Genomic DNA, 12,774 nt, shown 5'->3' on the forward strand with positions numbered 1-12,774 from the left:
AGAATGGACAGGAGTCACGTCCGTTGCGGCAAAGCCGGGCGCCGCCGGTCGCGTCGCGGGACGGCGGTGAGGCAGTCACGGGCGGGCCCCGGTCGCTAGACTCCTCCGAAGATGAGCACAGTAGACGCGCTGACCGACCAGGCGATGGTCGTGCTGCAGGACAGGCCGCTGGTGCCGCTGAGCGCCTGGCTGAACAACGCTCTCGGCGACTGCACCGCGAGCGGCCGCACCCTGCAGCTCGTCACGCCCCTGGACTCCCGGCTCTCGCTCCCCCTGCGCACCGCCGCGTCCGGGGACGAGGCGCAGTGGGTCGTCCGCAACGGCGACGGCTACTACGAGGGCCTGAGCGGACGCCCGCTGAAGTGGAGCGGTGCGACGTTCGTGCCCGTCCCCGAGGCCCGCGACTACGCGCCCGGGTTCACCACGCGTCCCAGCGCGCCGATCGGCTCGCAGCTCACCCTCGTCTACCGCACCCGGCACGGTCCCGAAGGCGACCTCGGCGGCCCCGTCGAACGCCTCCTGCAACTGCTCACCGGCAAGCCCCCGGGCGCGCTCGGCGCCTCCGAGCCGCTGGAGCACCCGTGGCGCGCCGACCGGTTCACCGAATACGCGCGCGGACGCTCCACCGCCCGGCTCATCGTCGGCGGCGACGGACCCCGTCCCGCCCAGGCCATCTGCGACTTCACCGCCAGCGCGGGCGGCGTCGTCGCCGAGGTCAGCACCGTCACCGTCGGCTACATGCCGGAGGACCCGCCGCCCTTGCAGCACCTGCCGACCCTCGTCGGCGCGCTCGCCGCCGACCAGACGATCGCGTCCCTGTTCGTCCAGCTCACCCCGGGCCGCGCCGACCTCACCACCGAGCCCCGCTGGACGGGCGCCCCCGCCCCCGTCGCGCTCGCCGTCGCCGGGACCGTCGGCGGCCCGAACGGCCTGCCCGGCCAGCAGGTCGGCCCGCCGCGCGCCCCGCTGACGTTCTTCCCGCTCGGCGACGGACGCTCCGCCGACGGCTGGCAGCGGCACAGCATCCTCATGCAACACCTCCAGTCCACCTGACACGCCCCGACCGGTGGACGCACCGCGCCAAGCACCGTCAAAAGCGCGCATTCCGGGGCCTGCCGCAACAGACGCCGCACACCGCCGATGATCTCCCCGTAAGGGATGATGTACGGTCCTGCCCATGGGACAGGCCGGTCAGCTCGACGCGCTCGAGCGGGCCGTCGAGGGGACACTCGCCGAAGGATCGTTCGAGTTCGACGGCGACGAGGCCGTCCTCCGCATCGAAGGGTCCCTCGCCCTGGCGGCAGGCTGGTTCCGCGTCCTCGGCGGCTGCGGCGTCGGGCTGCTGCTCGCCGGCGCCGTCCTCTCCCTGACCGGCCTGCAGGACGCGTCCCGCTGGCTGCTCGCACCCGGCGCGGGCGCGCTCGGCCTCGCCCTGCTGCTGCGCTGGACGCCGCCGCGCCGCCTGTGGTCCGGCCTGGAACTGCGGTTCGCGGAACAGGCGATGGTGCACCGGCGGACCCGCATCCCCTTCCGCGACCTGCGGCCCGAGCACCTGGTGTGGAAGAACGGACTGTTCTTCCGGCGGCTCTACGTGCGGCACCCATCCCTCCGCAAGAAGCTCGCCGGGTTCTTCGACAAGGAGGAACGGCAGGCCAACGAGTTCCAGCGGCGGCTGTGGGAGCTGATCTCCGCACCCGACCTGCCCGGCGTCCTCGCGCACGCGGCGCGGGACGGCGGCGGCCTCACCCCCGTGCAGCGCTGGATCATCGCGGCCGGCGCCCCCTACGGCGCGATCAACGGGTTCCGGCTCGACCGGCTCGGCACGGCCCCCGGCACGGACGCCGCCGCCGCCGACCGCCGCACCGCCCAGGAACTCCTCCACGACCCGTGGGGCGCCTACGACCTCGAACAGCTCCTCGGCGCCGTCAACTGGCTCGTCCAGGACGGGCACCGCGCCGGCTTCACCCAGGACGCCCACCTCGCCGCCCGCTCCCCCGCCGCCCAGGAGGAGTACAGGACGCTGCTACGAGAGGTCGACGGCCTCATCGCCCGCGACGAGCTCGAACCCCCGTTCGTCGAACGGCTCATCGAGCTGGTACGCGTCCGGTACGGCGACGAGGGCGGCTCGTACGCCGGACTCGTCCCGCGGCTGCTGCGCGACGAGCCAGGCGCGGACGTCAGCGAGGAGGGCGCCGAACTCGCCCAGTTCCTCCACCATCTCTTCAACGACCGCAACCACGCGTCCGAGGAACTCCACCGCCTCAAGGCCCTCGCCGACCCCGCGCTACGCGCCAACGTAGGACGTCTCCTCATCTGGGACTACGGACGCGCCCTCATGCTCTACCGCTGGGGCCACATGGTGGGCTGGCTGACAGAGGAGTACTGCTGGGAACGGATGCTCCCGCTGGCGATCGACATCCAGCGGCGTTACTCGTCCTGGCAGGACATGGCCACCTGCTACCTACAGGGCCGGCTGCTCTGGTCGGGCGGCGCCGGCAGGACGCAGGCCGAATACGAGCACCTGATCGAAGACCTCACCACCGGGACCCGCAGCCCCTGGAACGTCATCCCCTGGAACCTCGACCTAACCCGCGACTGGCCCTGACCCACCCAGCCCACGCCACCGCTCGGTTCGGTCACCGGTTGGGGCTCCACTCGCTCGGACGCCGATTCAAGCGCCGCACCGTTGAGGTGCACCCGGCTCCGGGGGCCGTACGGTTCGAGGCGGCGGGCGACGGTGGCGGGGGTCAGCCGCCGATGACTCCGCCGTGGTAGGCGGCGCCGTCCTGTCCTGGGGGCCCGCCGCCGGGGCCGCCGCCCTGATCGGACGCCCTCCAGCTGCGCGCCGGGGCCTCGCTCGTCCCGTCCGGGTAGACGGTCCCGCCGGCCCAGTGCACCAGGGAGTCGGCGAACTTGCGGGCGATCCGCGTCGCGTCGGGCAGGTCGGCGACGGCGCGGACGTCCACCCACCACACGGGTGCGGTCACGCGCTCGGCGAATTCGGCGCCGAGCAGCCGCCGGATCTCGCTCTGCGCCGACACCTGCACCGCGTCCTCGATCGAGACGAGCAGCCGGCCCTCGGGGTCGTACACGAGGGTCGGCTCGGGTTCCCCGCCGCGCAGCTCCAGCGCCTCACCCATGGCGATCATGCCGTCGGCCACCGCGTGCACATCCGGACGGCGGCGCACCAGCGCCACCAGGTCACTGCTCATCGGGTCACCCCAGCGTCGGACGGACTGAGCGGGCCGCCGCCGTGCGCGGCGGACGGTCGCCGGCTTGAGTCGGACACCTGCCTCCCCTCTCCAACGCAACCCTATGAGACATCCTCGCGCGCCGCCGCCGTCCGCGGGCAGGCGCATCCCTGTCATACCTACCATCCCCCGTGAAATCGCCGACTCCCGACCGCTACTCTGGTCCGACCGAAATCGCCATCCCGCACGGATATCAGCACGGAGCGTTCATGAACTCCCCCCAATGGCCTGGTCAGCCCCCGGGAGGACCGGGCTACCCACCGCCCGCGCCACCCGGCCCACCGCTGCCCGGGGGGCCCGGATTCCCGCCTCCCCTGCCACCGCGCCGCGGCGGCGGGAGCGCGCTCGTCCCGCTGCTGATCATCGGGGTGGCCGCCGTCATCGCCGTGGTCGGCGTCGGCGCGTACCTGATCCTGGAGAGCGACGACGACGATCCCCGCAGGACGTCCTCGTTCCCCACGTACCCCTCGTACACGCCGTCCTCGCCCGGTTACACGTCGGAGCCCACGCCCACGACGTCCACCGGCGGCGGGTCGGACCCGGCGTCGATCCTCGGCCCGACCATCCGGACGGCGAAGGGCAACACCTTCACCCGGGCGGGCACGCGCACCGCGTCGTGCACCAGCCGCGCCAACACCACGCTGCGCACGGTCCTGCGCGCGAACCCGTGCATCGGGGTGATGCACTCGGCCGTCTACGCGAACCCGTCCAGGACCATCATCACCTCGGTGTCGATCGCGAAGTTCACCAGCGCGTCCTCGGCGAGCAGCGTCAGCCGGGTCACGTCCGACAAGGGCTGGCCGCTGCTGCTCACCCCGTCCGACGCGAGCGGCCTCCCCCAGCCCCGGGCCGACCCCGCCTACTGGACGCGCTCGTGGACGCGGGGCTCGAACGTGATCTACGCCCAGTCGTACTGGTCGAGCGGCGCCTCCACCGGCGGCCGCACCGGCAGCGTCTTCGCCACCGCGGGCGAACTGGGCGTCGAGGTCACCAACACCCTCATCTGGTCAGACTGACCACACCACCCGCCTAACCCCTCGAAAGAACGCCCTCCGGAAGAGACCGCCCAGCAAGCGAAGCCCGCTCTCCGGGTCATCACGCCCGCAAGGCCGCATGACCCGGAGCCCGAAATCGCCCAACGCAACGCGTGACCGGAATCATGGGACCAGAATCACCCGGACGCGCCGTAAGGCCGGAGTCACCTGGACTGGACGCGACATGAGACGACATGAGACCGGATCGTCCGGACGCGACGTCGTGTCTCAGCGGCCCCGGCGCGGGCCTGTGCCCGGGGCCGGAGCGGCGCCGTGCCCCGGAGCCACGCCCTGCCCCGGCGTCATGTCGCCCAGGGACCGCGCGAAGGCCTCGTAGGCGATCCGGCTGACGGCGGCCTGGGTGGCCTCGCCAAGCCGGGACATGTCGACCGCGGCGCCCATCGCGATCTGCCGGTCGTACGGGAGCTGGACGACCGGCGTCCCCCACGCGGTGAGCATCTGCGTCGCGCGCGCGAGGTCGGCGCCGACCTGCGGCGCGTGCGACACCATCGCGATCACCGTCCGGGGCAGCAAGCTCCGTTGCACCCCTTGCGAGAACCACTCCAGCGCTCCACGCGCGCTAAGAGCGCCGTCAACCGTGCCCGGTGTCACGAGAACGACACTGTGGGACTGCCCAAGAATGCCGCGGTGCAGCTCGGTGAGGATGCCGGCGCTGCAGTCCGTCACCGCCGTGGAGATGTACCGGCTCACCGCGGTGAACGCCGCCTGATAGGTCTCGAACGTGAACTCGCCGGTGATCCGCCCGCCCCGCGTCGCCGCGAGCACCCACAGGCCCTCCCGGGTCTGCTGCAGGTACTGCGCGGCCTCCTCGAACGAGCGCGGCTGCTGCGCGGCGAGGTCGAAAAGCGAAAGCTCGGACCGAACACCCAGACGCAACGGCAGCGACCCGAGCTCGGCATCGGCGTCCATCGCGAGAACCCGGTCGGGACGGTGCCGCGCCAGCTCCGTCGCCAGCAGCGCCGCCACGGTCGTCTTCCCCGCGCCGCCGCGGACGCTGACCACCGTGATCTGCCGGAAACCGCCGACGGGCCGCCGCAGATAATCAGAGATCTCCGCCTGCGTCCGGATCTGCCCGGACGCTCCAACGGCCTTGCGGACGCCCCGCCCGACCCGGCGCACAAGCGCGTCCCCATGCTGATTCTTACGAACGAACTCGTTGGCCATCGGCACAGCCCCCGCACCATGCGCCTGTTGCTGAGGCTGAGGTTGAGGCGGGCCAGGGACGGGCGCGGCCGGGCCAGGAGCCGCCGGTGCGCCCGGACGAGCGGACGCGGCGTCCTGCTCCGGCCCGTCCTCCTCGTCCCCGCCGACTCCCGGGGCCTGCGGCATACCGGGAGCCTGCGCTCCAGAGCCGCCGATCGGGGAGATCGCCGCGTCCCAGCTGAACTCCTCGTTGACCAGCGGAACGTCCGCCTCGGCGGCCTGAGGTTCGGGCTGCTGCACCGCCGGATTCGGCTGCGGATCCAGGCCCGGCCGCTCCGGGACGGACGGCATCGGGCCGGACCCCTGCGTGGGCGCGTTCGGCTGTGGCACGTCGGGAAACGGGTCGTACGACCGGGGCTGCTCGGCCTCCGCCGGGGCCGGCTGCGGCGGGTCCGGGAAGGGGTCGTAGGGCCGAGGCTGCCCGGCTTCGGCGGGGACCGGCTGCGGCGCCACAGGAGGCGCTGGAGGCGCGGCGAGAGGCTCCTGCACGGCCGGCGGCGGCGACGGCCGCCGCGCGCTGTGCTCGACCGCCTCGGCCCCCCAACCGGCGTCCGCGAGGACCGCCGACGCGGACCCGAAGGCCGCGAGGCCCCGCTGGGACACGCCGAGATCACGCAACACGGAGTGCTGCCAGCTCGAGTCCGGCACCCGCCCTCCTTTCATCCTGGTGCCAGCCTAGGGGTTCACGAGCTGTTCGCGAACGCCCGCATCCCCCGCAAAAGACCCCGCCACTCGCCGACCTCGCCACACTCAGCCACCTGCACGTTTCACCACTGGAGGACGACGGACCTCATCCGCCGGCCATGGCGTTCCCGCCCGCCTCCTCGTGGCACTTCACCAACTTCGGACAGACCTCCAGCAGGTCCTGCCTGCTCATCCCCGGGGCGTCCCTCGGCGCGAGGTTCAACGCGGGGGTCGGACGGCTCAGACATGTCATAGCCGAGCTCGCGCATGCACACGAACTCGTTCGCCATCTTCAGCTGCCTCGGCGTCAGCGGATCACTCTGGATGCTGCCGACCTGCCCACCAGGCACGGACAGCTTCTTCTCAACCCCGCTCATAGGCGACGCACTGCCCTTCGCCCCGCGAAACCCTTCGACTCCAACCCACACCCGCCCACCCCCAGAGAAAGCGCCAGCACAGCCCCAGAAACAACAAGAGCACTCTTCACAACAAACATTACCCCCAACGGTCGAAATGGTTATTACGACCCATGTGCCAAGAATCGACCGCGAGAAAGTTGCGAACTCTACCTCGAAGGAAAGGCGAAAACCCTACCTCGGAGGATAGGGACCGGCGCCGCCCGGACCCTGCGGCGGCATATGCGGCTGCCCACCCTGCTGCCCAGGCGGAGGAGGAGGCCCCGCCGGCCCACCCCACCCTGGCGGCGGACCGACTCCTGGAGGAGACGGAGGAGCATACTGCTGAGGCCCTCCAACAGGCCCCATGCCGGCGATTCTTCTCGTCTGCTTCCTGTTCTTCACCACAATGAAGACGAGGAACAGCAGACCGAGCACCCCGGCCACAACCAGACCGATGATCAGGAACATGGTGTTACGCGCCGCCTGATCACTACTCTCGTCAGCCGCCTTCTCAGCCGCCGACATAGGTCTCTTCGGCGACGGCGCAATGCCCGCGTCGACAGGATTGGCCTTCGCCCACTTGTCATAAGCAGCGAATACCGGATTGGGCGCAGACTTGGGAACCTTGGCAGTCAACGCATCGTGCGGAATGACGATTCCATTGCCGGTGATAATGTCCTTGCCCGGAGGACCCGCGTCCACAGTGGTATTGATAAGCCGCTGAACCACCTCGCGGGCCGACATCTGCGGGTACTTCGACCGGATAAGGCTCGCCACCGCGGAAGTCAGCGCCGTCGCCTGACTCGTCCCGACCAGATCCGTGGCTACTTGGCCATCGGCGCGAAGCGCGTTGACGTCGTAGCCGGGCGCCGCCACTGCAACGTAGCGTTGCCGCTCACTGCCCGCCCAAGGTCTCTTCTTGTTGTCCACCGCCCCGACCGCAAGAACGCCGGCGCAGTTAGCAGGCTCCATTGGTTCATTGAACTTTTCGCCATTGTTGCCTGCACCTGCAATGACGACGGCATCCCGCTGAAGTGCATAAGATACCGCCCGCTGAATTTGAAGACTACATCCGCTTCTTGCGGGAAATGCTTGTGAAATACTGATCACTTTGGCGCCGTGATCAGCCGCGTATCTAATCGCCTTGTCCCAGACGGAGAAGTTTGAATTCACTGACATGATCTTCGCTTCAGGAGCAACACCGACGTACCCGGTGCCGGTCCCCTGCGAGGCTATAAGGCCGGCCATCGCCGTACCGTGTGAATCTTCCAAGTCCGTGGTGGGGCCTATCTGACCGTCTCCGCCCCTTGATGTCACATCGGTGCCGGGGACCAAGACACCTTGTAGATCAGGAATGCTTCCGTTGACCCCATTGTCGATCACAGCAACGGTTACACCGGCTCCCTTGCTGATCGGCCACACCTCCTTCTCGATCGCCCAAGCCGAGAACCACCATTGATCCTCCCGGCCTCTCGGCGCCGCAGCGGCAGGCATCGCCGTAGTCAAGACCAAGGCTGAACTGGTCGCCATCGCGGCAAGCAGTCGTGTCATCCGTCGCACAGCACAACCTCACTACATGAAGCCCGGCGTGAGCGGTCCGAAGAAATCGTTCCGCTCGCGCCGTCTCCTACGTCGTCTCGTGACCGAGTTTGGATTCAGCCAATCACGGGAGGGGCGGCGTCATCATCGTTTCCGCCCCACACGTCCTCGTCTTCGGTTAGCCAGGTGGTCCGCTCGTGATCATCCTCGCCGCCACTACCGCCACCGCGGCCGCCCATGGGCATGCCACCCATCCCGCCGCGGCCGGCGGAACCGGTCTTGCTTTGCCCTTGGCCTCCGCCTACACCACCCCTGCCGGTGCCGAGACCGGCGCCGGGCATGCCGCCGGGAAGGCCACCGACGCCGCCGCCACCGCCAGGTAGGCCGCCACCTCCCCCGCTGCCAGGGAGGCCGCCACCGCCGAGGCCACCGCGCCCGAACGGATCGCCCCCACCGCCACCGCCGCCACTAGGGAGGCCGGCGAGGTCACTCCCGATAGGACTGCTGCCACCCGGGACCCCGCCGCCACCTGGGATGCTTCCGCCACCCCCAGGAAGGCCGCCGGCGCCCGGGATACCGCCGCCATCGCCGCCCCCAGGGAAACTGCCGCCGCCACCTGGGATGCTTCCGCCACCCCCGGGAAGACCACCTCCCCCAGGAAGACCGCCGCCCCCAGGGCCGCTCTTCGGGATTCGACCGAAGACATTCGTCTGCGGAAGCTCTATGGTGAAGCGCGGGGGCATGGCTGTGTTGGCCTCGCGAGCACGGCCGCTCAGGCGCTTTACATGCTCCACGGCGGCCTCCGATTCCTTGTCTTTGATTATCCCCAGAGCCTCACCCTTCGTAAGCCCGATCAGGCCCCCCGACACCCCGCCCAGCAGAGAGCCCCCAGTGACGACGCCGGCATGATCCCAGGTGAGTCCCTTGAACATTCCCTCCTTTGGCTGGTGAGTCTTGTACCACTTCAGCTTTTCGCCGTGGTCCGCGAGGGTTTTGCCCGTCTGATCGGAAACCTGTTGAATGCTCTCTGCGCCCTTCTGCAGCTTCTGCAGCTGCTTGATGGTGGCATCCGCGTCGTCGCCCTTCCAGACGTCGGCCAACGCAGCGGTCTGCTTCCGGAGGGTCCCCGCCAAGTGCCAGAATTTGTAGGCGACGCCCGAGTAGACTCCCCCTGCCTTGATCACCCTTTCCGGGTTGGTGGCCCCGAAGAGCTGGTTCATGGCGTCCATGTCGCCAGACCATTCCTGACCGTTATCACTGTTGGAGCGAATAGGCTCGTCATGGCGCGTTCCACCCATGTTTGACTCCCCGCTACTTAAACTTGCCCGTGTTGCCTCGATCTGCAGCGGCACCCTGGCCTGACGTCACCGCGTTAGCGGAACTGATGTTCGTCTGCTCCTTCTCGTCATGGTTCCCGACCATACGATCGAGAGCTTCAATCACCCCGTCATAGCTAGCGAGGAACTGCTTGTACTGTGCCGAGATCTGGCCGAACGCCTGACTGGTCGACTCCCCCAGAACTCGCCCAGCCGGATACATTCCTAGATCCCGCTGGGTGATGTTGCCGTTTTGCTGAAGGTCGAATTCAGTTCCCGGGCCGCTTTCGAACAGCTGGCGCTCGTCCTTCAAGACCTTGATGATCTTCTTGACCTCTTCGGTGTCGATCTCGCTCTTCTGATCACCCATGTGAGCCTCCGGCGGGTGGAAGACCCGCTTCCCGTGTTGAGTTCTTTCCGAGAAGTGCCAGCCGATGATCACCACGACTGGCCGTGTCCGGATGGGGACGGCGGCCAGGCGGGGAGCGTGGTCGTCGTCAGCCGCCGATGATTCCGACGTTGGTCTTGACCGTGCCCTGCCCGGTCTCCTGCGAGGACTGGATGACCGCACCGAGCTGCTGCACGATCCGGTTGATGTCGGCGGCCGAGGCCTCCCACTGACGCTTGGCGTCAAAGTAGGCCTCCCGCGCACCGTCCTCCCACTGCGCCAGCTTGCTCTCCACACTGCGAGCCAGATCATCCAGCTCGGAGTTCATCTGATTGGACTTCTGCTGGAACGCGGCGAACGCCTGCTGCATCGCCCCGAAATCCATCGACTGAAAGCTCATGGTTCCTCCGTGTCGTCCCGAGATCCGTGGAAGGCGATCAGCCGTTGAGCAGACCCGCGACCCGGTTCACGGCCTCGGTCTGCTGCTGCTCGCTGCCCTCGTAGTTGATCTTGACCTGAACGAGCTTCTCGTGCAGCTGGTTCAAGACCTCCAGGACCTTGCTCAGCTCACCGTTGAACTCGTTGAACACCTTGGTGAAGGCACTGCCCGCCTCACCGATCCACCGACCCTGCAGCTGCGCCTGCTCCTGACCCAGATCACCCTGAATCTTCCGCAGGTCCTGAGCAGCCTCCTCGACCCGCTGGGCCGCCTGGGCCATTTCCGCTCTGTCGACCGAAGACTTGTTGCTCATCAGTCATCCTTCCCCGGACTTCTGTCGGACGTGATGCGAGCCCCCGCTGGTTCCCGATCGACCCGGCCGACTTGAACCTTATCGTCAAGCAGAGCGCACATCCTCGTAAAGCGACATTAGAGGTCCGAAGCCGTCCATCGTTGGCAATGGCGTTTACGGAAGTCCACATTGAACGAAAGGTGACCGCCGAAGCCTGCCGTCCCGAGAGCGCGAGCACGCCCCGCAGCACCCGCTACCTGGCCAAACTCCACAATCAGGCCCCCCTCTGCGTTCACATCACAGTGTCGACGAGAGTCGCTGTTGCTTCACGTGAACATGACCGTAGCGTTGGCAGACATGTCAGGATCCCCTACTTCATTAGGAAACATGCCCTTTTCTGCTGATCACGCACGCACGCAAAGTTGATCATGCATTCGTCCTATGCGAGTGATCGCTTCCGAGGTGGGACAGCGACTCGTCGCAAGGCGCGGGAACATTGGCCCCAAAAGGCGACGTTTCACTTGCGGCCCGCCGTAGACCAAGGCCCGAGATCGTGGTGCCTTGGGAGGCAGTGGGAATGGGTTGCGGGCCAGTGGCTTTCATACAGGTAGACATGCTGTCTGCCAGCAGACGAAGACCTGGGACTACAAGCATTGGAGCGGCCAGCAGCCAGTGGCCGGTGCGAGGCGCTATCTCCGTGGAGTCTTCGACCAACCTGGCGGTCACGCCCGCACCTGGCCGGTCCCAGATTCCCATTTCACCGTGCTGCCGGTCGTCGCAAGTGTTGGATCGTTGGCAGCCGCCTTGGCGGTGTCACGCCTGGTCGAGCTCCTGGCCAGAGCCAGCCTGACGGGGCCGGGCCTCGCAAGGCTTCGCGTGTGAGTCTGACCGATGGCCGAACCCGCCGTGGACGGCGTGCTGATCCCATGGATCAGGACGCGACCTCGTGATCGCTTGGGCGGACGAACGGCAGAGGGCGCGACGACTGTCGAAGTCTCATCGCCGCTGACCGTCCGGGCTGGAACTGGTGCCCGCCTCCACTGACGGACCTCGCCTGTGTCGGCACGCTCGCCACACGCTCGTGCCGGGCAGTGGCATATCCGCGTCGCCGGTGTTCGATGAGCTTTGGCCATTTGTGCTGTGACTGCGGTTACCACACGTCGATGATCTGTTGGGCCAGTGTTGCGTGGTGACGGCTGCCGATTTTGGTGCCGGGGAGCGAAGGTGGTTGTCTGCCTCGTCGCCGGATCGCTGATCAGCGTGGCTTGCCGATGTGACACCCGCGGATAGCCCGGGGCTCGACTTACGTGTCTGGTGCCGGTGCTTTCGGACTGACCCGTTCGCCGCCATCAGGGCTGACACCGCGCCAAGTGGCTGAGGCGGTGCAGCTGGCGTGGGCGGGCGTTGGCCGGGTCCTGGCGGGGGGAGCGAGTGGCCTGGTCTGGGGTGTCCCGCCCCGGCTCTGGGGTTGGGGCGATACCCAAAGGGCTGATCTGCAGAGTGGGAGGTTGCTAGCTCTCAGTTGTGCTCTGGTCGGCCATGGGCCGTTGGGCCAGCGAGATGCTGCTTCGGTACCGGATCTGGGGTGGTGGTGCTGGGTTTGGTTAGGAGTGGCCAGGCGGTGGATGCGCGGGCGGGGGGCTTGGTTTCGGTGGTGGCGGCCGCGCGGATAGGCGAGGCCGCCACGGCCGATGATGTTGGTCTGAGGAGGGCGTCTCGCTCAGGCGTGTTGAGCGTGCGTCGTCTTGGGCGCTGCGGCGGGACTTGGTGGTTACTGGGACTGGGCGACGCAGTCCTGGGAGTCCTTGTTGACCTTGGCGGGGTCCTTGCCCTCGACGTTCTTCGGTGCGACGGCGGGCGAGGTGGGCTCCGGCATTTCGTAGCCCTTCTTGCGCATGCACTCCACGAGCTTGGTGAGCGACTGCTTCTGCGCGGGGGTGAGTTCGCTGCCACCGGTGCCACCGCCGGAACCAGTGCCGCCGCCGGTGCTGCCGCCGCCGTTTCCGGTGATGGTGCCGCCTCCGCCGGGAGACGCGGGCGCGCTGGTGCCGGACGACGGTGACGAGCTGCCGCCCGCGTCGTCCGAGTCTCCTCCGCAGGCGCTCAGGCTGAGCGCCAGAGCGGCGGCGGTGACGGGGATTACCAGGAGCTTCTTCATGACTGCTCTTCCTGTCGAGTTGGTCGCACACCAGAGAGGACGGCCGTCCAC

11 protein-coding genes are annotated in these 12,774 nt (G+C 68.2%); 3 read left to right on the plus strand and 8 right to left on the minus strand.

Going from position 1 to position 12,774, the window contains the following annotated elements:
* Positions 1 to 111: 111 nt before the first annotated feature.
* Positions 112 to 1,053: a DUF6177 family protein gene (locus ACH34T_RS14705; protein ID WP_395992644.1), complete on the plus strand. Its 942-nt coding sequence runs from the start codon at positions 112 to 114 to the stop codon at positions 1,051 to 1,053.
* Positions 1,054 to 1,177: 124 nt separating this feature from the next.
* Positions 1,178 to 2,605, plus strand: coding sequence for a DUF1266 domain-containing protein (locus ACH34T_RS14710; protein WP_395992645.1), 1,428 nt, complete (start codon positions 1,178 to 1,180; stop codon positions 2,603 to 2,605).
* Positions 2,606 to 2,747: 142 nt separating this feature from the next.
* On the opposite strand, the gene ACH34T_RS14715 is transcribed toward ACH34T_RS14710, so the two are convergent.
* Complete coding sequence (locus tag ACH34T_RS14715) at positions 2,748 to 3,212, minus strand: hypothetical protein (RefSeq protein ID WP_395992646.1); 465 nt, start codon at positions 3,210 to 3,212, stop codon at positions 2,748 to 2,750.
* Positions 3,213 to 3,460: 248 nt separating this feature from the next.
* Between ACH34T_RS14715 and ACH34T_RS14720 the strand changes: the two genes are divergently transcribed.
* On the plus strand, positions 3,461 to 4,267 hold the full coding sequence (locus ACH34T_RS14720; protein WP_395992647.1) for a hypothetical protein: 807 nt from the start codon (positions 3,461 to 3,463) through the stop codon (positions 4,265 to 4,267).
* Between the two features lie 246 nt (positions 4,268 to 4,513).
* Here the strand turns inward: ACH34T_RS14720 and ACH34T_RS14725 are convergent, their stop codons facing one another.
* The 7 genes from ACH34T_RS14725 to ACH34T_RS14755 form a co-directional block, all read right to left on the minus strand.
* The gene (locus ACH34T_RS14725; RefSeq protein WP_395992648.1) at positions 4,514 to 6,157 is read right to left on the minus strand and encodes a MinD/ParA family protein; all 1,644 of its coding nucleotides are present in this window, start codon (positions 6,155 to 6,157) and stop codon (positions 4,514 to 4,516) included.
* Between the two features lie 626 nt (positions 6,158 to 6,783).
* Positions 6,784 to 8,142, minus strand: coding sequence for a S8 family serine peptidase (locus tag ACH34T_RS14730; protein ID WP_395992649.1), 1,359 nt, complete (start codon positions 8,140 to 8,142; stop codon positions 6,784 to 6,786).
* 104 nt (positions 8,143 to 8,246) lie between these two features.
* The gene (locus tag ACH34T_RS14735) at positions 8,247 to 9,359 is read right to left on the minus strand and encodes a WXG100 family type VII secretion target (RefSeq protein WP_395992650.1); all 1,113 of its coding nucleotides are present in this window, start codon (positions 9,357 to 9,359) and stop codon (positions 8,247 to 8,249) included.
* Between the two features lie 82 nt (positions 9,360 to 9,441).
* Positions 9,442 to 9,816 carry a hypothetical protein gene (locus ACH34T_RS14740; protein WP_395992651.1) on the minus strand — a complete coding sequence of 125 codons (375 nt, stop codon included), beginning with the start codon at positions 9,814 to 9,816 and terminating at the stop codon, positions 9,442 to 9,444.
* 127 nt (positions 9,817 to 9,943) lie between these two features.
* The gene (locus ACH34T_RS14745) at positions 9,944 to 10,234 is read right to left on the minus strand and encodes a WXG100 family type VII secretion target (protein ID WP_395992652.1); all 291 of its coding nucleotides are present in this window, start codon (positions 10,232 to 10,234) and stop codon (positions 9,944 to 9,946) included.
* 37 nt (positions 10,235 to 10,271) lie between these two features.
* Complete coding sequence (locus ACH34T_RS14750; protein WP_395992653.1) at positions 10,272 to 10,586, minus strand: WXG100 family type VII secretion target; 315 nt, start codon at positions 10,584 to 10,586, stop codon at positions 10,272 to 10,274.
* A 1,750-nt stretch (positions 10,587 to 12,336) separates the two neighbouring features.
* Complete coding sequence (locus tag ACH34T_RS14755; RefSeq protein ID WP_395992654.1) at positions 12,337 to 12,723, minus strand: hypothetical protein; 387 nt, start codon at positions 12,721 to 12,723, stop codon at positions 12,337 to 12,339.
* Positions 12,724 to 12,774 lie beyond the last annotated feature (51 nt).

This window comes from Actinomadura sp. 9N215, from assembly GCF_044326345.1.
In the GTDB taxonomy this organism is placed as follows: domain Bacteria; phylum Actinomycetota; class Actinomycetes; order Streptosporangiales; family Streptosporangiaceae; genus Spirillospora.